Source organism: Ancylobacter radicis (assembly GCF_018449475.1).
GTDB lineage: Bacteria > Pseudomonadota > Alphaproteobacteria > Rhizobiales > Xanthobacteraceae > Ancylobacter > Ancylobacter radicis.
This window is the reverse complement of the sequence record NZ_JAHCQH010000014.1, coordinates 152,741-175,917: the sequence shown is the minus strand read 5'-3', so window position 1 is coordinate 175,917 and position 23,177 is coordinate 152,741. Positions and strand designations below refer to the sequence as shown.

Genomic DNA, 23,177 nt, shown 5'->3' with positions numbered 1-23,177 from the left:
GCGGGATCAGTCCCGCCTATGCCCCGCCCGCCCTGGCGCGCGGGGCACCGCTTCTACGTCAGCCGTTCATACCGTGATCACCAGCACATGGCAGAGCGGCTTCTTGCCCCACGCCTGATTGACCGAATTGCGCACCGCGCGGGTGAGCGTTTCGGCAACCGCGTCGGGATCGCGCCGGCGCGCCTTGGGCAGGCCGTCGAGGCAGTCGAGGATCGCGTCCTCGATCACCTCGTCGAGCAGCTTGCCGCCGACGCCGTGCTCCGGCAGGCCGGACAGGTCGATCATCGGATCGCCCACCACCTCGCCCTTGGCGGTCATGGCGACCGCCACCGAGACGAGGCCGGCGAAGGACAGGCGGCGGCGCTCGGCGACGGCGGCATCGGCCGCCTTGATGAGCACATGGCCGTCCTTGTAGAGCCGGCCGAAGGGGATTTCCTCGATCACCTCGGCGCTCAGCGAGGGATCGGCGCTGATCAGGCGCACCACGTCGCCATCGACGAGGCGCACCACCTCGCGCACGCCCATGCCGCGCGCCAGTTCCGCATGCTCGGACAGATGCAGCGGTTCGCCATGCACGGGCACGGAGACCTGCGGGCGCAGCCACTTGTACATCTGCTCCAGTTCGCCCCGGCGCGGATGGCCGGAGACATGCACCAGCGCGTCACGGTCGGTCAGCACCTTTACGCCCTGAAGAATCAGCGAGTTGATGATGCGGTTCACCGCCCGCTCATTGCCGGGAATGGTGCGCGAGGACAGGATGACGTGATCGCCGGGCGACAGCGCGATCTCGGGATGATCGTCATCGGCGATGCGGGCCAGCGCGGCGCGAGGTTCGCCCTGGCTACCCGTGAGGATGGCCACCACCTTGTCGCGCGGCAGGAAGCCATAGGCATCGGCCGAGCGGAAGGCGGGAAGCCCGTCCAGCAGGCGCTGCTCGCGGGCGACGCCGATGACGCGCTCCATCGCGCGGCCGACCAGCACCACCTCACGCCCGTTGCGGATCGCCGCCTCGGCGATGGAGCGGATGCGCGCGACATTCGAGGCGAAGGTCGTCACCGCGACGCGGGCCGGCGCCTTGGCGATCAATTCGGCGAGAACATGCTGCACGTCGGTCTCGGAGGGCGAGATGCCCTCGCGGATGGCGTTGGTCGAATCGCAGATGATCGCCCGCACGCCCTCATCGCCCAGCGCCATGAACCGCGCGGGATCGGTGACATTGCCGACCACCGGGGTGGGGTCGATCTTCCAGTCGCCGGTATGCACCACGAGGCCGAGCGAGGTGCGAATGGCCAGCGAGTGGCTGTCGGGGATGGAATGGGCGACCGGCACGAATTCCACGTTGAACGGGCCGATCTGCGCCCGCCCGCCGCTCGGGATGACATGGAACGGGATCTTCGGCGCGCCGGGCTCGTTCAGCCGGCGGGCTTCCGCCAGCGCGTGGGTGAAGGGCGTGGTGTAGACCGGGCAGGCCAGACGCGGCCACAGATCGACCAGGGCGCCCACATGGTCTTCATGGCCATGGGTCAGCACGAGACCGACGAGATTGCCCTGCTCGCGCTCGCGCTCCAGGAAGGTGACGTCCGGCATGATGATGTCGATGCCCGGCACATCCGGCGAGGCGAAGGAAATGCCGAGATCGACCGCCAGCCATTTGCGCCGCTGGCGGGGGCCGAACCCATACAGGCCCAGATTCATGCCGATCTCGCCCACGCCGCCCAGCGGCGCGAACACCAGCTCCTCCGTCGATTTGTTCACTCAGTTGCCTTTCAAGCCTGCAGGCCGGGCGCGGGAAACACGTCTCCGGCATTGATCGTCTCGCGTGCGCCATCGGCGCGTCGCAGAACCATAGCACCGGAAACATCCAGTGCCTCGAAGATGCCATGCGTCTCGCGCTCGCCGAGACGAACGGTCACGGCCCGCCCGACGCCCGGCGCACGGCGCAGCCACGCCTCGCGCGTCGCTTCAAAACCGCGTCCGCCGTCCCATTGCGCCAGCCGCGCCCGCATCGCCGCGTCCAGCGCGGCAAGCAGGCTCACCGGATCGGTGGGAAAGCCGGACGCACCGAGATCGGTGGTCGGATAGGGCGCGTCCAGCGGATGGTGGGCGCAGTTGACCCCGAAGCCGATCACCGCCGCATTGCGCGCATCCGGCAGGACCGTACCCTCGATGAGAATGCCCGCGAGCTTGGAACCGTCGATCTGCACGTCATTCGGCCATTTCAGGCCGATGCGCAAGGGATCGATGCCGGTAACGTCCCGCACCGCGTCGTGCAGCGCCAGCGAGGCGACGAAGCACAGCTCCGGCAGCCGCGCCGACGGCGCCGGCTGCACCAGCAGCAGCGAGGCATAGAGATTGCCCGGCTCGGACGACCAGACCCGCCCGCGCCGGCCCCTGCCCTGCGTCTGGCGGCAGGCCACGAACCAGCAAGGCGCCGGCCCGGTTGCCCGGGCCAGCGCCTCCGCATTGGTGGAGCCGATCTCGTCGAAACGAACGACAGGCGTTGCGCCCGATGATGGCGCGCCCGAAGACCCTGCCATCCTCAGAAAAGCGCCCGCGCCGCCACACCCGCCGCCGCCAGCAGGGGCGCCGGATAGACGAACAGCAACAGGGTGAACAGGCCGGAGACGGCCAGCACGGCGCGCAGCTCGCCCGGCATGGGCTCGAAGGCCGCCGCCGGCTCGTCGAAATACATCACCTTGACGATGCGCAGATAATAGAACGCGCCGACCACGCTGGAGAGCACGCCGATCACCGCGAGGGCGTAGAGCCCGGACTCGATGGCGGCGAGGAAGACATAGTACTTGGCGAGGAAGCCGGCGAGCGGCGGGATGCCGGCGAGCGAGAACATCAGCGCCGCCAGCATGAAGGCCTTGATCGGGCTGGTGCGGGCGAGGCCGGCCAGCTCGTCATAATTCTCCACCATGCCGTCCTTGCGGCGCATCGACAGGATGCAGGCGAAGGTGCCGAGCGTCATCGCCATATAGACGGTCATGTAGACCAGTACGCCGCGCACGCCCTGCTCCGTGCCGGCGGCGAGGCCGACCAGCGCGTAGCCCATATGGCCGATCGAGGAATAGGCCATCAGGCGCTTGAGGTTGCGCTGGCCGATCGCCGCGAAGGAGCCGAGCGCCATGGAGGCGATCGAGACGAAGACGATGATCTGCTGCCACTGGTGCACGACATGCGGCAGGGCTTCCATGGTGAAGCGCACGAACACCGCCATGGCGGCGACCTTCGGGGCGGCCGCGAAGAAGGCCGTGACCGGCGCCGGGGCGCCCTCATAGACGTCCGGCGTCCACATGTGGAACGGCACCGCCGACACCTTGAAGCAGAGGCCGGCGAAGACGAACACGATGCCGAAGACGAGGCCGAGCGAGGGCTCGCGCGCCGCATTGGCGATCTGGGCGAAGTTCACCGAGCCGGTGAAGCCGTAGATCAGCGAGGCGCCGTACAGCAGCATGCCCGAGGAGAGCGCGCCGAGGACGAAGTATTTGAGGCCGGCTTCGGTGGAGCGCACCGAATCCCGGTTGTTCGCGGCGATGACATAGAGCGCCAGGCTCATCAGTTCGAGCCCCATATAGAGCGCGATCAGGTCACCCGCCGAGATCAGCATCATCATGCCGAGCGTCGAGAGCAGGACCAGGATGGCGAACTCGAAGCGGCTCTGCTTCTCGATCTTCAGCCAGTCCACCGACATGGCGAGCGTGGCGCCGGCGCCGATCAGCGCCAGCACCTTCAGGAAGCGCGAATAGGCGTCCACCTGGAAGCTGCCATTGAACAGCACCGCCTCGGACGGGCCGAGGACGACGAGGACCAGCGCGGCGAAGATCGCGGCCAGCGCGAAGCCGTTGACCATGTCGGTCGACTTCGGCCCGACGATCGCGCCGAACAGGATCAGCGCGATGGCGGAGACGGCCAGCAGCAATTCGGGCAGCGCGGGGCCGAGCGCGGCAAGGGAGAAGGTCATTGGCGGGGCTCCGCGGTCATCAGGTCACGTTTCAAGGCAGCACCAGGCTCGCGGCCTTGATCGCGTCGGCTGCCATGTCGGCACGCGCGACAATCGCGCCTACCGCCACATTGCAGGCGTCGAGGATCGGCTGCGGCCACACGCCGAACAGGATGGTGAAGAACAGCAGCGGGACGAGCGACACCATCTCGCGGCCGTTGAGATCGAGGATGCCCTTCAGGCTGTCCTTCTCCAGCGGCCCGAAGATCACCCGGCGGTACAGCCAGAGCGCATAGGCCGCGGAGAGGATGACGCCGGTGGTGGCGAACAGGGCGACCCAGCTATTGCGGCCGAAGGCGGCGAGCAGAGTGAGGAATTCACCGATGAAGCCCGACGTGCCCGGCAGGCCGACATTGGCCATGGTGAAGATCATGAACACCGTGGCGTAGATCGGCATGCGGTGCACGAGCCCGCCATAGGCGGCGATCTCGCGGGTGTGCATCCGGTCATAGACCACGCCGACGCACAGGAACAGCGCGCCCGAGACGAAGCCGTGGCTGACCATCTGGAACACCGCGCCCTGGATGCCTTCCTGGGTCAGGGTGAAGATGCCCATCGTCACATAGCCCATATGGGCGATGGAGGAGTAGGCGATCAGCTTCTTGATGTCTTCCTGCACCAGCGCGACCAGCGAGGTGTAGATGATCGCGATCACCGAGAGGGTGAAGACGAAGGGCGCGAAATAGGCCGACGCCTCCGGGAACATCGGCAGGCTGAAGCGCAGGAAGCCGTAGCCGCCCATCTTCAGCAGGATGCCCGCCAGAATCACCGAGCCGGCGGTCGGCGCCTCGACATGGGCGTCGGGCAGCCAGGTATGGACCGGCCACATCGGCATCTTCACCGCGAAGGAGGCGAAGAAGGCGAGCCAGAGCCAGGTCTGCATCCCCGCCGGGAAATCGAACTTCAGCAGCGCGGCGATGTCGGTCGTGCCGGCCTGCCAGTACATGGCCATGATGGCGAGCATCATGAGCACGGAGCCGGCCAGCGTGTAGAGGAAGAACTTGAACGTCGCGTAGATGCGCCGCTTGCCGCCCCAGATGCCGATGATGAGGAACATCGGGATCAGGCCGCCTTCGAAGAAGATGTAGAACTGCAGCAGGTCCAGCGACGAGAAGGTGCCGATCATCAGCGTCTCGAGCAGCAGGAAGCAGATCATGTACTCCTTGACGCGGACCTTGATCGACTCCCAGCTCGCCAGGATGCACATCGGCATCAGGAGCGTGGTCAGCAGCACGAAGGGCAGCGAGATGCCGTCCACACCCATGCGGTAATTGGCGATCTCGCCAAGCCAGGGCGTGTTCTCGACGAACTGGAACTCGGTGCCGCCGACATCGAAGCCGACCAGCAGCAGCAGCGAGATGACGAAGGTCACCAGCGTCGCCCAGAGCGCGACCCAGCGCGTGTTGCGCTGGGCGATCTCGTCATCGCCGCGGATCATCAGGACGATCAGCAGCGCGCCGACCAGCGGCAGGAAGGTGACGACCGAAAGGATGGGCCAGTCGTACATCAGTGCGCCCCGCCGAACATGAACCAGGTGATGAGGGCCGCGACGCCGACGAGCATCACGAAGGCGTAGTGGTAGAGATAGCCGGTCTGCAGCCGGACCACCCGGTTGGTGACGTCGATCACGCGGGCGGAGACGCCGTTCGGGCCGTAGCCGTCAATGACCCGCACGTCGCCCTGCTTCCACAGGAACTTGCCGATCCAGAGCGTCGGGCGGACGAACAGGAAGTCATAGAGTTCGTCGAAGTACCATTTGTTGAGCAGGAAGCGGTAGCCGACGTCGTTCTGCTTGGCGATCGCCTTCGGCACCGACGGGTTGGCGACATACATCCAGTACGCAACCACGAAGCCGAGCGCCATCATCACCGTGGGCGACCACTTGGCCCAGGCCGGGATGTGGTGGATCTCCTCGAGGATCTTGTTGTCCGAGGCCATGAAGATCGACTCGCGGAAGAAGTGATCCACGTCGTGCCCGACAAAGTACGGGTAGAGGATCATGCCGGCGAACAGCGCGCCGAGCGACAGAACGCCCAGCGGGATCAGCATGGTCAGCGGCGATTCATGCGCGTGCTCGTAATGATGATGATCGTGCGGCTTGCCATGGAAGGTCATGAACATCTGCCGCCAGGTGTAGAACGAGGTGAGCAGCGCCGCGCCAACCGTCAGCGTGAAGGCATAGGTCGAGATCGGGCTGTGGCTCATGAACGCGGTCTCGATGATCGCGTCCTTGGAGAAATAGCCGGCCGTGAAGGGGAAACCCGTCAGCGCCAGGCCACCGATCAGCATGGTGACATAGGTGAACGGGATCTTCCGCCACAGGCCGCCCATGTGCCGCATGTCCTGCTCATGGTGCATCGCGTGGATGACCGAGCCGGCACCGAGGAACAGCAGCGCCTTGAAGAAGCCGTGCGTCAGCAGGTGGAACACGCCGACCGAATAGGCGCCGGCGCCGAGCGCGGTGAACATGTAGCCGAGCTGCGAGCAGGTCGAATAGGCGATGACGCGCTTGATGTCGTTCTGCACGCAGCCGACCGTCGCCGCGAAGAAGGCGGTGGAGGCGCCGACGAACATCACCACGTTGAGCGCGGTGGTCGACAGCTCGAACAGCGGCGAGAGGCGCGCGACCATGAAGACGCCGGCCGTCACCATGGTGGCGGCGTGAATGAGCGCCGAGACCGGGGTCGGGCCTTCCATCGCGTCCGGCAGCCAGGTGTGCAGGCCGAGCTGGGCCGACTTGCCCATGGCGCCGATGAACAGCAGCAGGCAGATCACCGTCGGCGCGTGCCACTCATGGCCGAGGAACAGGATGTTCTTGTCCATCAGCGTCGGGGCGGCGGCGAACACCTGCTCGAAAGCGACCGAGCCGGTCATCAGATAGACCGCGAAGATGCCGAGCGCGAAGCCGAAATCGCCGACGCGGTTGACGATGAAGGCCTTCATCGCGGCCGCGCAGGCGGACGGCTTGTCGTACCAGAAGCCGATCAGCAGATAGGAAGCCAGCCCCACGCCTTCCCAGCCGAAGAACAGCTGGACCAGGTTGTCGCTGGTCACCAGCATCAGCATGGCGAAGGTGAACAGCGAGAGATAGGCGAAGAAGCGCGGACGGCTCGGGTCCTCGTGCATATACCCCATGGAATAGAGGTGCACGAGCGAGGACACGGTGGTCACGAGAATGAGCATGACCGCGGTCAGCGTGTCGACGCGGATCGCCCAGTTCACATGAAGATCGCCCGAGGCCATCCAGGTGAACAGCACCACCGTGCCGTCATGGCCGCCAAAGGCGACCTGAAAGAACACGATCCAGGAGAAGAAGGCGGAGGCGAACAGCAGGCCGGTGGTGATCAGCTCGGACGCCCGGGCGCCGAGCATCCGCCCGAACAGACCCGCGATCAGGAACCCGACGAGGGGGAGGAAGACAATCGCCTGAAACATGATGGCTCCCTCAGCCCTTCATCGTGTTGATGTCCTCGACGGCGATCGAACCGCGGTTGCGGTAGAACACCACGAGGATGGCGAGGCCGATGGCGGCCTCGGCGGCGGCGACCGTCAGCACGAACAGCGCGAAGATCTGGCCGGTGATATTGCCGAGGAAGACCGAGAAGGCGACGAGGTTGATGTTTACCGCCAGCAGGATCAGCTCGACCGACATCAGGATGACGATGACGTTCTTCCGGTTGAGGAAGATGCCGAGCGTGCCGAGCGTGAACAGGATCGCCGCCACGGTAAGATAGTGCCCAAGACCGATCGCCATGGCTCAGAGCCCCTTGCCGGAGGGCACCTTGACGACGTCCATCGCCGTCGCCTTGGTGCGTGCGTTCTGGACCGGGATGCTCTGGCGCTTGACGTTCTCCTTGTGGCGGAGCGTCAGCACGATGGCGCCGATCATGGCGACGAGCAGGATGAGACCGGCCGCCTGGAAGAAATAGACATACTCGGTATAGAGCACGCGGCCGATCTGCACCGTGTTCGGCACGTCGCTCACCACGGTGGCGACCGCGCCGGTCACGCCCTCGCCGAAACTCCAGGAGCCGAACACCAGCACCAGCTCGGCGAGGAAGACGAGGCCGACCAGCACGCCGACCGGCAGATATTGCAGGAAGCCCTGACGCAGCTCCACGAAATCGACGTCGAGCATCATGACGACGAACAGGAACAGCACCGCGACCGCGCCGACATAGACGACGACCAGCAGCATCGCGAGGAATTCCGCGCCGATCAGGATGAACAGGCCGGAGGCGTTGACGAAGGTCAGGATCAGGAACAGCACCGAATGAACGGGGTTCCGCGACGCGATGACCATGAAGGCCGAGGCGACCGCCACCCCGGCGAAAAGATAGAAGAACAGCGCGGCGAGGCTCATGCCCGGCACCCCCCAGTCATCCCGGCCCGCTGGTCGCGTTGCGCGCCGGCAGCCTTGGCGGCTTGTCTCGTTATGGTCTTCACGTCGTCCATCCCCTGCGCGGTCAGCGATACGGCGCGTCGAGCGCCATGTTGCGCGCAATCTCGCGCTCCCAGCGGTCGCCATTCGCGAGCAGCTTGGCCTTGTCGTAGTAGAGTTCTTCGCGCGTTTCGGTGGCGAACTCGAAGTTCGGTCCCTCGACGATCGCATCGACCGGGCAGGCCTCCTGGCAGAAGCCGCAATAGATGCACTTCACCATGTCGATGTCGTAACGGGTGGTGCGGCGCGTGCCGTCATTGCGGCGCGGGCCGGCCTCGATGGTGATGGCCTGCGCCGGGCAGATCGCCTCGCACAGCTTGCAGGCGATGCACCGCTCCTCACCGTTGGGATAGCGGCGCAGCGCGTGCTCGCCGCGGAAGCGCGGGCTCACTGGCCCCTTCTCGAAGGGGTAGTTCAGCGTCGCCTTCGGCTTGAAGAAATAGCGCATCGCCAGGAAGAACGCCGAGACAAACTCGGTGAGCAGCAGCTGGCGGGCCGCCAGATCCAATCTCATGTCGCTCTCCTCACTCGGCCATGGCCGCGGCGAGCCCAAAGCCCACCAGCGGCATCGAAACGGCGAATACCCGGATCACCGTCTTCCACCATGAAATGACACCCTCAAGCTGATCCTGGTTCAGCTTGCGGGCTTCCTTGGAACCGCGGATCGACGTTTCGACGATCCCCGGCAGAATGAACCATTCGAGCGCGCCGAAGGCGGCACCCACTAGCGCCCCCGCCCAACCGACGGCGGAGGCTTCCATCAGGGCTGCGAGAACCCCGTCATCCATCTCAGCCCCCGCCGGGCGCGAGGCCCGTGAAGTGCAGCACGCTGGCGACCACGACGACCATCACCAGCGAGATCGGCAGGAACACCTTCCAGCCGAGGCGCATCAGCTGGTCGTAGCGATAGCGCGGCACCATCGCCTTCACCATGGCAAACATGAAGAAGACCAGCAGGACCTTGAGCAGGAACCAGATGATGCCCGGCACCCAGGTGAAGGGCGCGACCGGCACCGGCGGCAGCCAGCCGCCCATGAACAGGATGGTGGTCAGCGCGCACATGGTCATGATCGCCACGTACTCGCCGAGCATGAACATCATGTACGGGGTCGAGCCGTATTCGACCATGAAGCCGGCGACCAGCTCGGATTCCGCTTCGCCCAGATCGAAGGGCGGGCGGTTCGTCTCGGCCAGCGCCGAGATGAAGAAGATCACGAACATCGGGAACAGCGGCAGCCAGTACCAGCCGAGAATGCCGTAAGGCGTGTTCTGGGCCTCGACGATGGCCGACAGGTTCAGCGACCCCGCGCACATCAGCACGGTGACGAGGACGAAGCCGATGGAGACCTCGTAGGACACCATCTGCGCCGCCGCGCGCAGCGCCGACAGGAAGGGATACTTCGAGTTGGAGGCCCAGCCGCCCATGATCACGCCATACACGCCGAGCGACGAGATGGCGAAGATGAACAGCACGCCGACATTGATGTCCGCGACCACCCAGCCGGCGTCGATCGGCACCACGGCCCAGGCGGCGAGCGCCAGCAGGCAGGTGACGAAGGGCGCGAGCAGGAACACGCCCTTGTTCGACCCATCCGGGATCACCGGCTCTTTCAGCACGAATTTGAGCAGGTCGGCGAAGGACTGGAACAGGCCGAAGGGCCCGACCACGTTGGGGCCGCGGCGCAATTGCACCGCCGCCCAGATCTTGCGATCGGCCAGCAGCACATAGGCGACCACGATCAGCAGGCCGACCAGCAGCGCAAGGCTCTGGGCGGTGATGATGAGGACCTGAAGAAGCGTATCGAGCCAGTTGGTGTCGGTCATGCTCTCCCCCTCACTCAGCCGCCGCCGCGAGGCGGCTTGAGGCGAGCGCGGAACATTCGGCCATCACGGCGGAGGCGCGGGCGATGGGGTTTGTCAGATAGAACTCGGTCACCGCCGCGCGGAACGGGGCGCGCTCCGGCGTGCCGCCGGCACCCGCCAGCGCGATGACGCCCGCCGCATCGGCCGGCTCGACATGGTCGATGCGGGCGAGATGGGGATGAGCGGCATAGAGCGCGGCGCGCAGCTGCGCGAGCGTATCGAACGGCAGGCGCTGGCCGAGCACATCGGACAGCGCGCGCAGCACCGCCCAGTCCTCGCGCGCCTCGCCCGGCGGGAAGGCCGCGCGGTTGGCGAGCTGGACCCGGCCTTCCGTGTTAACATAGGTGCCGGACTTCTCGGTATAGGCCGCGCCCGGCAGGATGACGTCGGCGCGGTGGGCGCCGCGATCGCCATGGGTGCCGAGATAGACCACGAAGGCCCCCGGGGCGATGTCGATCTCGTCGGCGCCAAGGGCGAACAGCACGTCCACCCCGCCCGGATTGGTCATGGCGACGGCATCAAGGCCGTTCGCGCCCGGCACGCAGCCGACATCCAGCGCGCCGACGCGCGCGGCGGCGGTGTGCAGCACGGCGAAGCCGTTCCAGCCATCCTTCACCGCGCCCACCGAAACGGCGAGCCGGGCGGCGAGAGCGAGGATCGCCGCCCCGTCGGCGCGGGCGAGAGCCCCCTGCCCGATCAGGATCAGCGGGCGCTGCGCACCCTTCAGCGTCGCGGCGAAGGTGCCCTCGCCGACGAGGTCGGTCAGCGTGTCCGGGCCGGCGCCGAGATACTCATAGGGATAGGTCAGGTCTACATGCTCGCCGACGAGGCCGATCGGGAAATTGCCGGCCAGCCAACGCTTGCGGATGCGGGCATTGAGCACGCTCGCCTCGCGGCGCGGGTCCGAGCCGATGATCAGCAGCGCGTCCGCCTGTTCGATGCCGGCGATGGTCGGGTTGAAGACATAGCTCGCGCGGCCGAGCGCCGGGTCGAGCTTCACACCGTCCTGGCGACAGTCGATATTGGCCGAGCCCATGCTCGCCAGCAGGCTCTTGAGCGCGAAGGCTTCCTCGACCGTGGCGAGATCGCCGACCAGACCGCCGATGCGGTTGCCCGCCACGCCCTTCACCTTGGCGGCGATGGCAGCAAACGCCTCCGGCCAGCTCGCCGCCTTCAGCTTGCCGCCGACGCGGACATAAGGCCGGTCGAGGCGCTGGGTCTTCAGGCCGTCCCAGATGTAACGGGTCTTGTCGGAGATCCACTCCTCGTTCACGTCCTCATTCAGACGCGGGAGGACGCGCATCACCTCGCGGCCGCGCGTGTCGACGCGGATGTTGGAGCCGACCGCATCCATCACGTCGACGGATTCGGTCTTCACCAGTTCCCACGGGCGGGCGTGATAGGCATAGGGACGCTGCGTCAGCGCGCCGACCGGGCAGAGATCGGCGACGTTGCCCTGAAGCTCCGACGACATCGCCGCTTCGAGATAGGTGGTGATCTCCATGTCCTCGCCGCGGCCGATGGCGCCGAGCTCGGAAACGCCGGCGACTTCTGTGGTGAAGCGCACGCAGCGGGTGCACTGGATGCACCGGGTCATGGAGGTCTTGATCAGCGGGCCGATATATTTGTCCTCGACCGCGCGCTTGTTCTCGGCATAGCGGGAGGTGTCCACGCCATAGGCCATGGCCTGGTCCTGCAGATCGCACTCGCCGCCCTGATCGCAGATCGGGCAATCCAGCGGGTGGTTGATGAGCAGGAACTCCATCACCCCTTCGCGGGCCTTCTTCACCATCGGGCTCTTGGTGAGCACGACGGGCGGCTCACCATTCGGGCCGGGGCGCAGGTCGCGCACATTCATCGCGCAGCTCGCCTGCGGCTTGGGCGGACCGCCCTTCACCTCAACGAGACACATGCGGCAATTGCCGGCGATGGACAGCCGCTCATGGAAGCAGAAGCGCGGAATCTCCGCGCCCGCCGCCTCGCACGCCTGAAGCAGCGTGTACTCGGCGGGAACCTCGACCTCGATGTCGTCGACGATGATCTTGGCCATGTTGCTCTCTACTCCGCCGCGACCGGAACGGGGACCGGGTCGGAATGCGGGTTCGCCGCGTACTGGTCGATCCGCTTCTCGATCTCCGGGCGGAAATGCCGGATGAGGCCCTGGATCGGCCACGCCGCCGCGTCGCCCAGCGCGCAGATGGTGTGGCCCTCGACCTGCGTCGTGACCTGAAGCAGGAGGTCGATCTCGCGTTTCTGCGCGCGGCCGGCCACCATGCGGTCCATCACCCGCCACATCCAGCCCGTGCCCTCGCGGCAGGGCGTGCACTGGCCGCAGCTCTCATGCCGGAAGAAATAGGAGATGCGGGCGATCGCCTTGATGACGTCGGTCGACTTGTCCATCACCAGCACGCCGGCGGTGCCGAGGCTCGACTTCACGGCGCGGCAGCCGTCGAAATCCATGATCAGATCGGCGCACTGATCGGCCGGGATGATCGGGCAGGAGGCGCCGCCGGGGATGATGGCCAGCAGATTGTCCCAGCCGCCACGCACGCCGCCGCCATGCTTCTCGATCAGTTCCTTGAACGGAATGCCCATCGCGTCCTCGACGACGCAGGGCGTGTTCACATGGCCGGAGATGCCATAGAGCTTGGTGCCGACATTGTTCGGCCGGCCGATGGCCGAGAACCAGGCGGCGCCCCGGCGCAGGATGGTCGGGGCAACGGCAATACTCTCGACATTGTTGACCGTGGTCGGGCAGCCATAGAGGCCGACATTGGCCGGGAATGGCGGCTTGAGGCGCGGCTGGCCCTTCTTGCCTTCCAGGCTCTCGATCAGCGCGGTCTCTTCGCCGCAGATATAGGCGCCGGCGCCATGGTGGACATAGATGTCGAAGTCCCAGCCATGCACGTTGTTCTTGCCGATGAGGCGCGCCTCATAAGCCTGATCGACCGCCGCCTGAAGGTTCTCGCGCTCATGGATGAACTCGCCGCGCACATAGATGTAGGCGGTGTGCGCGCCCATGGCGAAGCCGGCGATCAGGCAGCCCTCGACCAGATGATGCGGGTCGTGGCGCAGGATCTCGCGATCCTTGCAGGTGCCCGGCTCCGACTCGTCGGCATTGACGACGAGGTAGTGCGGGCGCCCGTCATTGTTCTTGGGCATGAACGACCATTTGAGGCCGGTCGGGAAGCCGGCGCCGCCGCGCCCGCGCAGGCCCGAGGCCTTCATATGCTCGATGATCCAGTCGCGGCCGGCCTCAAGGATGGTCTTGGTGCCATCCCAGGAGCCACGCTTCAGCGCGCCCTGAAGGCCCCAGTCGTGCTGGCCGTAAATATTGGTGAAGATGCGATCCTTGTCGGCAAGCATGGTTCGCTCCTCAGTCAGCCTTGCCGCCGGGAGGCGGGGCCACTGGCTTGGAAGGCTTCTCGCTGTCGGCATTGCCGGCGGCCACGACGGCCTTGGCCGGCGGCGCGGCGGCAGGCGCAGGGTCGGACTTCGGCGGTGCCGGAGGGGCGGCAGCGGCCGCCGCGGGTGCGGGAGCCGCGGCAGGCGCCTCGCCATTGGCGCGGGCGGCGATCGCCTCGCGGGCAAGCGCAAGACCGGCACCCTTGCCGACCATCGAGCCGTCATACAGTTCGGCCGAGGTCAGCGTCGCCTGCCCGGTCACCGGAGCGGAGAAATGACGCCCGTTCTGCGGGCCGGTCGCCGGCTTCTCGCCGCGCTCGAACGCATCGAGAATCTTGTCCAGATCCTCGGGCGTCAGGTCCTCATAGACGTCCTTCCACACCTGGATCATCGGCGCGTTGGTGCAGGTGCCCGCGCATTCGACCTCTTCCCAGGAGAAGTCGCCATTTTCCGACAGGTGGAACGGCTCGGCATGGATGCGCTTCTTGCAGACCTTCATCAGGTCCTCGGCGCCCTTGAGCATGCAGGGCGTGGTGCCGCAGACCTGGATGTGGGCCTTGCGGCCGACCGGCTGGAGCTGGAACTGGGTATAGAAGGTCGCGATCTCATAGACGCGGATCGGCGCCATGCCGAGCATGTCGCCGACATAGCGCATCGCCGGCTCGGAGACCCAGCCGCCGGCCTGCTCCTGCGCGCGCATGAGCAGCGGAATGACCGCGCTGGCCTGCCGGCCGGCCGGAAATTTCGCGATGGCCTTCTCCGCCCAAGCGAGATTCTCGTCCGTGAACGCGAAGCTCTCGGGCTGGACCTCTTTTGGCGCAAGCCTACGGACAGACATGCCGTACCCTTCCGATCGGAACGCTCACCCTGCCGGGCTCAGCGATCCACTTCACCGAACACGATGTCGAGCGATCCGAGGATCGCCGACACGTCCGCAAGCATGTAGCCGCGGCACAGGAAATCCATCGCCGACAGATGCGCGAAACCGGGTGCGCGAATCTTGCAGCGATAGGGCTTGTTGGTACCGTCGGCGACCAGATAGACGCCGAACTCGCCCTTCGGCGCTTCCACAGCGGCATAGACATCGCCGGCCGGGACGTGGAAGCCTTCCGTATAGAGCTTGAAGTGATGGATCAGCGACTCCATCGACCGCTTCATCTCGCCACGCTTGGGCGGGACGATCTTGTTGTCGACGGCCGAAACGGCACCCGTTTCCTTCAGCAGGCGCTCGCAGCACTGGCGCATGATATAGGCGGACTGCCGCATCTCTTCCATGCGGATGCAGTAGCGATCGTAATTGTCGCAGTTCTTGCCGATCGGAATGTCGAATTCCAATTCGTCGTAACACTCATAAGGCTGCGACTTGCGCAGATCCCAGGCCGCGCCCGAGCCACGCACCATCACGCCGGAGAATCCCCAGGCGAAGGCGTCCTCCAGCGACACGATGCCGATATCGACATTGCGCTGCTTGAAGATGCGGTTGTCGGTCAGCAGCCCTTCGAGGTCGTCGCAGACCTTCAGGAACGGATCGATCCAGGCGATGATGTCCTCGACCAGCTTGCGCGGCAGGTCCTGATGGACCCCGCCGGGCCGGAAATAGGCGGCGTGCATGCGCGAGCCGGAGGCGCGCTCATAGAACACCATGAGCTTCTCGCGCTCCTCGAAGCCCCACAGCGGCGGCGTGAGCGCGCCGCAATCCATGGCCTGCGTGGTCACGTTGAGCATGTGGGAGAGGATGCGGCCGATCTCGGAATAGAGCACCCGGATAAGCTGCCCACGCTTGGGCACCTCGATGCCGAGCAGGCGCTCGACGGCCAGGCAGTAGGCATGCTCCTGATTCATCGGCGCGACATAGTCGAGCCGGTCGAAATAGGGCAGCGCCTGAAGATAGGTCTTGGTCTCGATCAGCTTCTCGGTGCCGCGATGCAGCAGACCGATATGCGGGTCGACACGCTCGACGATCTCGCCGTCCAGCTCCAGCACAAGACGCAAAACGCCATGCGCTGCAGGATGTTGCGGACCGAAGTTGATCTGGAAGTTACGGACGTTCGGATCGACCTTGGCGGGTGCGTTCATCTGTGTGCCCTCACCTCAGCCCGCCTTCGGGCCGCTGGCCTTCTCATCGCCGGGAAGCACATAGTCGGGCCCCTCCCACGGCGACAGGAAGTCGAAGTTGCGGAACTCCTGGGCGAGCTTCACGGGCTCGTAGACGACGCGCTTGCGCTCGTCGTCATAACGCACCTCGACGAAGCCCGTGGTCGGGAAGTCCTTGCGAAGCGGGTAGCCGTCAAAGCCGTAATCGGTCAGCAGGCGGCGCAGCTCCGGGTGGCCGGAGAACAGGATGCCATACATGTCGTAGGCTTCGCGCTCGAACCAGAAGGCACCCGCGAAGACCGGGGTGGCGGACGGCACGGGCGTGGTCTCGTCGGTCTCCACCTTCACCCGGATGCGGGCGTTCAGGGTCGGCGATAGCAGATGATAGACGACGTCGAAACGCTTCTCGCGCTTGGGATAGTCGACGCCGCAAATGTCGATGAAGCTGACGAAGCGGCAGGACGGATCGTCGCGCAGGAAGGTCAGGACCTTGATGACATCGGTGGCGGGCACGAGAAGGGTGAGCTCGCCGAAGGCAATGACCGAATCCTGCACGGCATTCGGCAACGCTTCCGTCACATACGTGCCCAGCTCTTTCAGCGTCTCGTCCATGTCTTTCCCGTAATCGTCGCCGCCGGTGACCGGCCTATTGTTGAGACAGACCTTGGCAGGAAGGCCGGCGCCGCAGCGTCGGCCGGATGGTCAACGCTCGATGGTGCCGGTACGACGGATCTTCTTCTGCAGCAGCAGCACACCGTAAAGTAGGGCTTCCGCGGTGGGCGGGCAGCCCGGAATGTAGATATCGACCGGTACGACGCGATCGCAGCCGCGGACCACCGAGTAGGAATAATGGTAGTAGCCGCCGCCATTGGCGCAGGAGCCCATGGAGATGACGTAGCGCGGCTCGGGCATCTGGTCGTAGACCTTGCGTAGCGCCGGGGCCATCTTGTTGGTCAGCGTGCCCGCGACGATCATCACGTCCGACTGACGCGGCGAGGCGCGGGGCGCGAAGCCGAACCGCTCCACATCGTAGCGCGGCATCGAGGTCTGCATCATCTCGACCGCGCAGCAGGCGAGACCGAAGGTCATCCACATCAGCGAGCCGGTACGCGCCCAGTTGATGAGATCGTCCGTCGCGGTGACGATGAAGCCCTTGTCGGCCAGCTCCGCATTCACATCGAGGAAGAACGGATCATTGGCGCCGACCGGACGGCCGGTATTGGGGTCGATGATGCCCTTGGCCGCCGGAGCGACGAGCGGGCTATTCGCGCTCAATCCCATTCGAGCGCTCCCTTCTTCCACTCATAGACAAAACCGACGGTCAGCACGCCGAGGAAAATCATCATCGACCAGAAACCGAAATTGCCCAGTTCCCCGAAGGTGATGGCCCAGGGAAACAGGAAGGCGACTTCAAGGTCGAAGATGATGAAGAGGATCGACACGAGATAGAAGCGAACGTCGAACTTCATGCGCGCATCGTCGAACGCATTGAAGCCGCATTCGTAAGCCGACATCTTTTCCGGATCGGGGCGGCTGAAGGCCACCAGGAACGGCGCCACAAGGAGCGCCAGACCGATCACTGCTGACACGCCAATGAAAATGACGACGGGCAGATAATCCTGCAGCAAGCTGCTCATGGACGACACCCTCCCCGGTCAGCATACGTCATCGGACGCACCATCGCAGTTGCGAAATATTCAAAGCACGGGGCAGGCTTATCGCACCGCCCTAGGCGAGGCAAGGGCAACGATGCGCCTTCTTCGTCGGCTGGTATACAGAATTCACAACTTGCGGGCGAGCCGCCGCCAGGTAACGGTTTAGCGACTGGAAAAGCCAAGGAATTTGAGGCCCCGTAGGCATTTGGGCCATCAGCGTCGCGCGATCGACCGGCACGGGGCACTCACGCAACGCGTCGTCCCGCCGCACTGACGTAGGGGCTGACAGGCTTTGCTCCGGGCAGCAATGAGAGCGGCCGCCCCTCGTCACGATGCAAGGCTCGCGCAAGCCTGGCGGGCGGGGATGCGCGAGCCTGTTTGTGATCGTCAGGCTTGAGGCGCGTTGAGAATATCTTCCGCATCGATGCGTAAGGGTGCCCCTGCCCCGCCGGCACGGCCGATCTTTCGCAATGCGGCAGCTTCAATACGCGGGCGGTGCTGCTCAAAGCGGGCCAGCCGGTCGGACGAGCTGTCGGCGGGTCCGCCCTCCAGCCTCTCCAGCGCCTCCCAGCTTACCCAACATTCGATGAGATCGTGATCACCGCGGAAATGGAAGCGGATCGCCCGGCTCTCCGGCAGGTCGTCCGGGGGCATGGCGGAGTGCGGCTTGGCGGCGTCAAGCTGGCCGGACGTCGGCGGGGAATGCGGATCGGTCATGATGGCTCCTGTTTTCAGGCTGATGTTTCGAGCAATCGTCGAGGGGTTAACGGCCCAGCGGACGAGAAGTTCGTAAACAGCCTGATTCCGTCGGCGCCGCTGCCGGGGTTCGCGCCACGTCACGGCGCCGCCGCGTGCACCCTGTCGAGGGGCGCGCGACGCCATAAGATGTCCCGCCGACAGGGTATGCCGCCTTCATACCCGCACGCGGGCGCTGCCAGATGTTGGATGAAGCGCCGGGGAACGGAACGGGGCGCCGATCATTGACCCTTCATACCCATGGAGGCTCACATGATCATTGCAGACCAGCACAAGCCGCACCCGGCCAAACCCGGCGACACGCGCGAGACCAAGGCCGACACCGAGAAGGCCGCCGCCGGCAAGGTGTCGAATGACAAGGCCCGCAGCGCGATGCCCCATGCCGGAGAGACCATCGGCGAGGAAAGCAACCCGCCGGCCGATAAGCACGACAAGTAAAGGTCACAGGCCCGTGGCATGGCGCGCCACGGGCCGCATTGGCCAATCTCGGGCGACCGCCAAACGGCAGCAATCCGCCGGGCGACCTTTAATATCTTAGTGCTGACTAGATAGTAGTTGGGGAAACGACGCCCATCCATGATGGAATGGCGGGAGTGACGGGGCTCGAACCCGCGACCTCCGGCGTGACAGGCCGATGGAATCGGAATGACTTCAGAAGTGCGTGACACTTTTTGATGCCAGAACTGGCCAGTGATTCGCAAAAAGTGTCACTCGGTCTAAGGATCGATCAGGTGAAGCCAGCCGGCCGCGCCGCCCTAGCCAAGGAGAAGGGTGATGAGTGAACTTCTACCCTGCCCGTTCTGCGGCGGGCAACCTGAGGTATTAGATGATCGCGTGATATTTTTTGTGCGATGCGATCAATGCAAGCCGTTTTCAACCGTCATCTATGGAGAAAGCGTTAGGCACCTGGATCACGAGGGAACGGAGGCCGATTTTGAGGCCGTTGATTGGGATTCCCTCAAGCAGTCTGCCATTGACGCTTGGAATCGCCGCGCCCCTCACCCCTCCCCTCCTGACAAGGAGGGGTGAGGGATGGAACCGGCGGTGCATTTCGTCGGCTTCCGAGGCGACGAATACATGTCGGCCGTTCGCGTGTTCGGGCGCCCCGATTTCATCCATCGCAGATGGGACCAGCGAGCGCGGCGCGAGATAGCCAATTGCGACACGCTGGTGTTTGCCGTGGGCACCGCGGACGACGAACCGAGCCGCTATAATGGCAACGATCTGGACGAGCCGGCGTACCGGTGAAACGAGAGGGGTAGAGGATGGACAAGGAACCGACAGCCGCCGAACTGTTCGCCCGGCTTGAACACCAGTTGCGCTACCAGTCCGAGAGAATGGGCTCTGAGCCGGACGGAGATGTTCGCAGAGCGGCTATACAGGATGTGGCTGACGCCATTTACGCGGTGCTGAACCCGCCGCGCGAAATGTCGGTCTATGGCAACGTTTTCGTCAACGATGGGAAGGGCGTATTTTTCGACACAGCGGAGATGCTCAAGCGTCATGAGCCGCCGTCGGGGGAATAAGCCACAGAACGAAAAGCCCCGCCCTCCCGAAGGAGAGGCGGGGCAAGGTTTGGGGAGGAAATCCGGCGCGCACCGGGGAGGCGCGCACCACAATGCCGGGATAGGTCCCGGCCGCCATCCGCGCGGTCGCGCGAATTTAATTACACAAGAAAACTCTTGCGCACTCTATTTGTCGTGTGTATATTAATTCACATGGATAGCGGCGCTGCGGCGCGAACGGGAGAGACGAAAATGGCCTTCCACATCGAGCACAAGTCTTCCCCCTTCGGTTCCGACAGCTACGAGACCGTTGCTGACGCTATTGCCGCCTTCACCGCCCCCGCTTGGGCCGGCGCCGCGCCGACCGAAATCACGATGACCAGCGACACTACGTTCCAGTCCCGCGGTCTGCACTACGTCGTTGTGTCGGGTGAAAACCCCCGCGCCGCGCGGCAGGAAGCTCGCGCCAAAGCCTCCGCTCCGGCGCGCCGCTCCGCCATCGACGCTCAGGGCAAGTACCGCGGGAGCGCCTGGCTGTCCCGCGAGATGGACCGCGCCGATAGCGATTACTGAGGGCGCCATGAAAATCCTGCAGTACGACGAAACCGAAAGCGGGCCTCGTATCCGCAAGACGCTGGTCGACAAGCACAATATAGAGGCGACGCTTGTCACAGCCGATATAGAGGGGACGCGCACCGCCAAGTGGACGCAACCTAAAATCGACCTCTACAGCTACACGCGCCCGTCAAATGGCCAGCATCTCTGGTTGATTGAGGCCGAGATATTTTTCCCCCCGGACGTTGTGCTTTACCGAGGGTGGGTGCTGGACGCACGGCCGAGCGACGAGCAGGTCCGGGACATCGTCGCCCGAGATAAAACGGTTGGCGAAATATGAGCGATACCACAAGCGCGGATCACGACAGGCAAAGGCACCGCGACGGGGTCTTTTTCGAGGACTGGTCGGAATGGCGCTCGCTCGGGGGATGGCCGCAATATACGCGGCATCCTGTCGGCCAGCGGCCCACCAACATGCCGGCCTATTATTGCCGGCTTGAAGAGTCATCCACGCTCATCGGTGGCCCCGCTTTTGAGGTCAGCATCCCTCTGGATATCCGGTGCCACCACATCCTCAAGTCGGTTAAGGGTGCGGTCATGATACCGAGACGCCGGGGCAGCAAAGCCGTCGACATCTGGCTTGTGCCAGCCGATCAATGGCCTGAGATGCGCGCGGCCCTGCCTCTGATCAAGCAAATCATATCCGGGATGTGTGCCCAACGATGAGCGAAACCTTAAAACGCCCTCGTGGCCGCCCTCCCGTCGATGACGATGCCAAGGCCGTTAGAGTCAACATTTCCCTGCCGCCCGCAGCGCTCGCCGTCATCGACGCGCGTGTCGGCCCGGGCGGTCGATCGCAGGAAATCACTCGCCTGATCATGGCGAGCGTCAATATGCATCCAGCCTAAACGTCCGCGATCTACTTCAGGAAGCCATCCGGCCACTCGCCCTCATAGGGATCGGCCTTCCGGCGCCGCACCTCGCGCAGGATGAGCCGGGCGCGCTCCTCCCATTGCTCGGGCGTGCCGATGCCGGACCAGCCGGGGCCGGACAGCATTAGCCGGTCAAGGGGCGCGTGATAGGCGGCCCGGAAGCCCTCGCGATCGGCGGTCATGGGCGGTGCACGGGTTGCCGCTTGGCGTTGTTTTCGACGACGCGGTCGAGCCGCTCGTTGATCCGGTCAACCGACTTGAGAACCCCTCCCACAGCGCCGAGGATTTCGTCGCGCACCTGCTGCACGTCATCCTTGCTTACGTAGCTGCGGGCCGCCTCCAGCTTGAATTCGCCAAGTTGGCTCTGCACCAGCGCGGCTGTCGAATGCGCCGCGTTGGCGCGGGTGTTCGCTTCGTCGGACACCGTTTTCATGGCCTTGTCGATCTTCCCCTCGATCCGCCACCACACCCCGGCGACGGCGCCCATGATGGCCAGAAAAAAGAGGACCATTTCTCCCGTCACAGCTCCGGTCATCAGCGCGCCCCCTCATATCCAGCCTTCATATCGCCGTACCAGGCGCGGCCCTGCTCCAGCCGGCCATTGGCGAGCGTGAGCGCGGTATAGGTCCGCGCCAGCGCGACGCGGGCATCCATGCCGGCCGCGATCTTGGGCGGCGCGACAGGGGCGAGCCAGTCCGGCGCGGCGGGGAGCACCACGGGCGACGGCTTAGGGCTTGCCGCCGAGCAGGCCGCGAATGTCATCAGAGCGGAGAGCACAGCGGCTATCCGCAGGGCGCGCGGCAAGTTCGGCCTCATAGGCGTCGATCCTGTGCTGATTGGCTTCGAGGGTTTCGTCAAGGATCGCGGCCCGGCGCGAGGCGTCGGCGGCGGCTTCGGTGACGGCGGTCAGGTCGCGATTGGTGTCGGCGAGTTGCTGCCGCAGCGAATCGGCCTCACACGCCGCCTGCGCCCCGGCATAGCCGCCGAGATAGCAGGCATAGCCGATCATCCCGGCGGCAAGGATCTGCACCACGCGGCCATAGGGGGCTAGTGGGAACAGGCCGTATAGCACCCCCGCGATGCCGGCGAGCAGCAGGCCGGAAGCCGTGAGGCTATTCGCCCATGCCGGAAACAGGTCGAGCAGGGCACCCATCATTCGAGCCCCGTCACGCAAAGCTCGCCCTCGCCGATGCGCGTGGCGTCGCCCATCTCGCGGCGGCGCTGGAGGCCGATCAGCACCTTGCCGCCGGCGCGGTTGAACGCCGTCGCCGCCTCGCAGCTCGCCCGGTACTGTCCGGCCCGCCCAAGGCGCGCGGCCGTCGACCGGCACGTCGCCGCCACGCCGACATTGTAGCCGAGCGATGTCATCATCGCCTGCCACGCGATCGGGCGCGCCTCGAAGCCGGCGATGCACCGGGTGAGCGGCTGATAGAAATCCCTCACCAGCCGCGTGATCAGGCGCCTGTCGCAGCCCGCCGGTGTCTCCACCATGCCCGGCCGCACATTGTCCGTGTCGCCGTCGCAGATCGTCCAGACGGGGGGCTTTGCAAGGCGGTCGTGATAGGCCCGCAGTTCGCGCCCCTCCCACGGCTGCACCAGCGTTTCCATGGCGAGCGCGACGGGCGCCGGCACCTTGCCCCCGCCGGGAAGCAGGACATAGCCTCCGATGCTCGCGGCGACGACAGCAGCAATCGCCGCCCCCGCCCGCTTGGTTGGGCGCAGTTTACTGATCGGCATCTCGGCCTCCGCTGATCGATCGTTGGGGGATGAGCCGCATCAGCGCGGCGAGGATGGCGACGGACAGCGTCACCCAGGGCAGCCACCCCTCGGGGATGGGCAGAGCAAAGCCGATGAGCGGCAGCGCGGCGTCGAGCCCCTGGATCACCGCGATGAGCGCGATGCACCAGACGCTCCAGGCGCGCAGCAGCACCGCCCGCCAATGAGGGACGAGGCGCATGGGTAGGC

The 23,177-nt window shown here is 65.3% G+C and carries 32 protein-coding genes; 8 read left to right on the top strand and 24 right to left on the bottom strand.

Annotated elements, in window-relative coordinates; translation table 11 throughout:
- Positions 1 to 66: 66 nt before the first annotated feature.
- From KIP89_RS04090 to KIP89_RS20100, 18 genes are all read right to left on the bottom strand, one after another.
- The gene (locus KIP89_RS04090; protein ID WP_213754500.1) at positions 67 to 1,695 is read right to left on the bottom strand and encodes a ribonuclease J; all 1,629 of its coding nucleotides are present in this window, start codon (positions 1,693 to 1,695) and stop codon (positions 67 to 69) included.
- Positions 1,696 to 1,766: 71 nt separating this feature from the next.
- On the bottom strand, positions 1,767 to 2,537 hold the full coding sequence (locus KIP89_RS04085) for a biotin--[acetyl-CoA-carboxylase] ligase (RefSeq protein ID WP_213754137.1): 771 nt from the start codon (positions 2,535 to 2,537) through the stop codon (positions 1,767 to 1,769).
- 2 nt (positions 2,538 to 2,539) lie between these two features.
- Positions 2,540 to 3,967 (bottom strand): NADH-quinone oxidoreductase subunit NuoN, encoded by a 1,428-nt coding sequence (gene nuoN / locus KIP89_RS04080; protein WP_213754136.1) that lies wholly within the window; start codon positions 3,965 to 3,967, stop codon positions 2,540 to 2,542.
- A 31-nt stretch (positions 3,968 to 3,998) separates the two neighbouring features.
- Positions 3,999 to 5,513, bottom strand: coding sequence for an NADH-quinone oxidoreductase subunit M (locus KIP89_RS04075; RefSeq protein ID WP_213754135.1), 1,515 nt, complete (start codon positions 5,511 to 5,513; stop codon positions 3,999 to 4,001).
- Complete coding sequence (gene nuoL, locus KIP89_RS04070) at positions 5,513 to 7,441, bottom strand: NADH-quinone oxidoreductase subunit L (protein WP_213754134.1); 1,929 nt, start codon at positions 7,439 to 7,441, stop codon at positions 5,513 to 5,515. The genes KIP89_RS04075 and nuoL overlap by 1 nt, the downstream gene beginning before the upstream one ends.
- 10 nt (positions 7,442 to 7,451) lie before the next feature.
- On the bottom strand, positions 7,452 to 7,760 hold the full coding sequence (nuoK, locus tag KIP89_RS04065) for an NADH-quinone oxidoreductase subunit NuoK (protein ID WP_213754133.1): 309 nt from the start codon (positions 7,758 to 7,760) through the stop codon (positions 7,452 to 7,454).
- Between the two features lie 3 nt (positions 7,761 to 7,763).
- Positions 7,764 to 8,369: an NADH-quinone oxidoreductase subunit J gene (locus KIP89_RS04060; protein ID WP_213754132.1), complete on the bottom strand. Its 606-nt coding sequence runs from the start codon at positions 8,367 to 8,369 to the stop codon at positions 7,764 to 7,766.
- A 103-nt stretch (positions 8,370 to 8,472) separates the two neighbouring features.
- Positions 8,473 to 8,961, bottom strand: coding sequence for an NADH-quinone oxidoreductase subunit NuoI (gene nuoI, locus KIP89_RS04055; protein ID WP_013166662.1), 489 nt, complete (start codon positions 8,959 to 8,961; stop codon positions 8,473 to 8,475).
- 10 nt (positions 8,962 to 8,971) lie between these two features.
- Positions 8,972 to 9,208, bottom strand: a complete 237-nt coding sequence (locus KIP89_RS04050) for a hypothetical protein (RefSeq protein ID WP_250152181.1) — start codon at positions 9,206 to 9,208, stop codon at positions 8,972 to 8,974.
- Positions 9,209 to 9,236: 28 nt separating this feature from the next.
- Entirely contained in the window at positions 9,237 to 10,271 is a 1,035-nt protein-coding gene (gene nuoH / locus KIP89_RS04045) for an NADH-quinone oxidoreductase subunit NuoH (protein WP_213754130.1), read from the bottom strand.
- Between the two features lie 10 nt (positions 10,272 to 10,281).
- Complete coding sequence (gene nuoG / locus KIP89_RS04040; protein WP_213754129.1) at positions 10,282 to 12,360, bottom strand: NADH-quinone oxidoreductase subunit NuoG; 2,079 nt, start codon at positions 12,358 to 12,360, stop codon at positions 10,282 to 10,284.
- Positions 12,361 to 12,368: 8 nt separating this feature from the next.
- Positions 12,369 to 13,676: an NADH-quinone oxidoreductase subunit NuoF gene (nuoF, locus tag KIP89_RS04035; protein ID WP_213754128.1), complete on the bottom strand. Its 1,308-nt coding sequence runs from the start codon at positions 13,674 to 13,676 to the stop codon at positions 12,369 to 12,371.
- A gap of 10 nt (positions 13,677 to 13,686) precedes the next feature.
- Positions 13,687 to 14,553, bottom strand: coding sequence for an NADH-quinone oxidoreductase subunit NuoE (gene nuoE, locus KIP89_RS04030; RefSeq protein ID WP_213754127.1), 867 nt, complete (start codon positions 14,551 to 14,553; stop codon positions 13,687 to 13,689).
- A gap of 38 nt (positions 14,554 to 14,591) precedes the next feature.
- Complete coding sequence (locus KIP89_RS04025; RefSeq protein WP_213754126.1) at positions 14,592 to 15,791, bottom strand: NADH-quinone oxidoreductase subunit D; 1,200 nt, start codon at positions 15,789 to 15,791, stop codon at positions 14,592 to 14,594.
- A 15-nt stretch (positions 15,792 to 15,806) separates the two neighbouring features.
- The gene (locus KIP89_RS04020; RefSeq protein WP_213754125.1) at positions 15,807 to 16,421 is read right to left on the bottom strand and encodes an NADH-quinone oxidoreductase subunit C; all 615 of its coding nucleotides are present in this window, start codon (positions 16,419 to 16,421) and stop codon (positions 15,807 to 15,809) included.
- 90 nt (positions 16,422 to 16,511) lie between these two features.
- Entirely contained in the window at positions 16,512 to 17,090 is a 579-nt protein-coding gene (locus KIP89_RS04015; protein WP_213754124.1) for a NuoB/complex I 20 kDa subunit family protein, read from the bottom strand.
- The gene (locus tag KIP89_RS04010; RefSeq protein ID WP_213754123.1) at positions 17,081 to 17,446 is read right to left on the bottom strand and encodes an NADH-quinone oxidoreductase subunit A; all 366 of its coding nucleotides are present in this window, start codon (positions 17,444 to 17,446) and stop codon (positions 17,081 to 17,083) included. Before KIP89_RS04010 ends, KIP89_RS04015 begins: the two co-directional genes overlap by 10 nt.
- A gap of 405 nt (positions 17,447 to 17,851) precedes the next feature.
- Entirely contained in the window at positions 17,852 to 18,304 is a 453-nt protein-coding gene (locus KIP89_RS20100; protein WP_369807042.1) for a DUF1488 family protein, read from the bottom strand.
- Between the two features lie 168 nt (positions 18,305 to 18,472).
- On the opposite strand from KIP89_RS20100, the gene KIP89_RS04000 reads away from it, so the two are divergent.
- The 8 genes from KIP89_RS04000 (at position 18,473) to KIP89_RS03965 (ending at position 21,188) form a co-directional block, all read left to right on the top strand.
- Positions 18,473 to 18,658, top strand: a complete 186-nt coding sequence (locus tag KIP89_RS04000; protein WP_213754122.1) for a hypothetical protein — start codon at positions 18,473 to 18,475, stop codon at positions 18,656 to 18,658.
- 336 nt (positions 18,659 to 18,994) lie between these two features.
- A complete protein-coding gene (locus tag KIP89_RS20095) occupies positions 18,995 to 19,249 on the top strand; it encodes a Lar family restriction alleviation protein (RefSeq protein WP_213754121.1) in 255 nt (84 codons plus the stop codon).
- A 3-nt stretch (positions 19,250 to 19,252) separates the two neighbouring features.
- Entirely contained in the window at positions 19,253 to 19,468 is a 216-nt protein-coding gene (locus KIP89_RS03990) for a hypothetical protein (RefSeq protein ID WP_213754120.1), read from the top strand.
- A 17-nt stretch (positions 19,469 to 19,485) separates the two neighbouring features.
- Complete coding sequence (locus KIP89_RS03985; RefSeq protein ID WP_213754119.1) at positions 19,486 to 19,746, top strand: hypothetical protein; 261 nt, start codon at positions 19,486 to 19,488, stop codon at positions 19,744 to 19,746.
- A gap of 231 nt (positions 19,747 to 19,977) precedes the next feature.
- Positions 19,978 to 20,298, top strand: coding sequence for a hypothetical protein (locus tag KIP89_RS03980; RefSeq protein ID WP_213754118.1), 321 nt, complete (start codon positions 19,978 to 19,980; stop codon positions 20,296 to 20,298).
- Positions 20,299 to 20,305: 7 nt separating this feature from the next.
- The gene (locus tag KIP89_RS03975) at positions 20,306 to 20,620 is read left to right on the top strand and encodes a hypothetical protein (RefSeq protein ID WP_213754117.1); all 315 of its coding nucleotides are present in this window, start codon (positions 20,306 to 20,308) and stop codon (positions 20,618 to 20,620) included.
- Positions 20,617 to 21,006, top strand: a complete 390-nt coding sequence (locus tag KIP89_RS03970; protein ID WP_213754116.1) for a hypothetical protein — start codon at positions 20,617 to 20,619, stop codon at positions 21,004 to 21,006. The genes KIP89_RS03975 and KIP89_RS03970 overlap by 4 nt, the downstream gene beginning before the upstream one ends.
- Positions 21,003 to 21,188: a hypothetical protein gene (locus tag KIP89_RS03965; RefSeq protein WP_213754115.1), complete on the top strand. Its 186-nt coding sequence runs from the start codon at positions 21,003 to 21,005 to the stop codon at positions 21,186 to 21,188. Before KIP89_RS03970 ends, KIP89_RS03965 begins: the two co-directional genes overlap by 4 nt.
- 11 nt (positions 21,189 to 21,199) lie before the next feature.
- Here KIP89_RS03965 and KIP89_RS03960 read toward each other — a convergent pair whose 3' ends face one another.
- The 6 genes from KIP89_RS03960 to KIP89_RS03935 are packed head-to-tail and all read right to left on the bottom strand — an operon-like array spanning position 21,200 to position 23,169.
- Positions 21,200 to 21,394, bottom strand: a complete 195-nt coding sequence (locus KIP89_RS03960; RefSeq protein ID WP_213754114.1) for a hypothetical protein — start codon at positions 21,392 to 21,394, stop codon at positions 21,200 to 21,202.
- Complete coding sequence (locus KIP89_RS03955; RefSeq protein ID WP_213754113.1) at positions 21,391 to 21,747, bottom strand: hypothetical protein; 357 nt, start codon at positions 21,745 to 21,747, stop codon at positions 21,391 to 21,393. Before KIP89_RS03955 ends, KIP89_RS03960 begins: the two co-directional genes overlap by 4 nt.
- On the bottom strand, positions 21,747 to 21,929 hold the full coding sequence (locus KIP89_RS03950) for a hypothetical protein (protein ID WP_369807041.1): 183 nt from the start codon (positions 21,927 to 21,929) through the stop codon (positions 21,747 to 21,749). Before KIP89_RS03950 ends, KIP89_RS03955 begins: the two co-directional genes overlap by 1 nt.
- A gap of 10 nt (positions 21,930 to 21,939) precedes the next feature.
- On the bottom strand, positions 21,940 to 22,368 hold the full coding sequence (locus KIP89_RS03945) for a hypothetical protein (protein ID WP_213754111.1): 429 nt from the start codon (positions 22,366 to 22,368) through the stop codon (positions 21,940 to 21,942).
- Complete coding sequence (locus KIP89_RS03940) at positions 22,365 to 22,949, bottom strand: lysozyme (protein WP_213754110.1); 585 nt, start codon at positions 22,947 to 22,949, stop codon at positions 22,365 to 22,367. Before KIP89_RS03940 ends, KIP89_RS03945 begins: the two co-directional genes overlap by 4 nt.
- Complete coding sequence (locus KIP89_RS03935) at positions 22,936 to 23,169, bottom strand: DUF7940 domain-containing protein (protein ID WP_213754109.1); 234 nt, start codon at positions 23,167 to 23,169, stop codon at positions 22,936 to 22,938. The genes KIP89_RS03940 and KIP89_RS03935 overlap by 14 nt, the downstream gene beginning before the upstream one ends.
- Between the last annotated feature and the right edge of the window lie 8 nt (positions 23,170 to 23,177).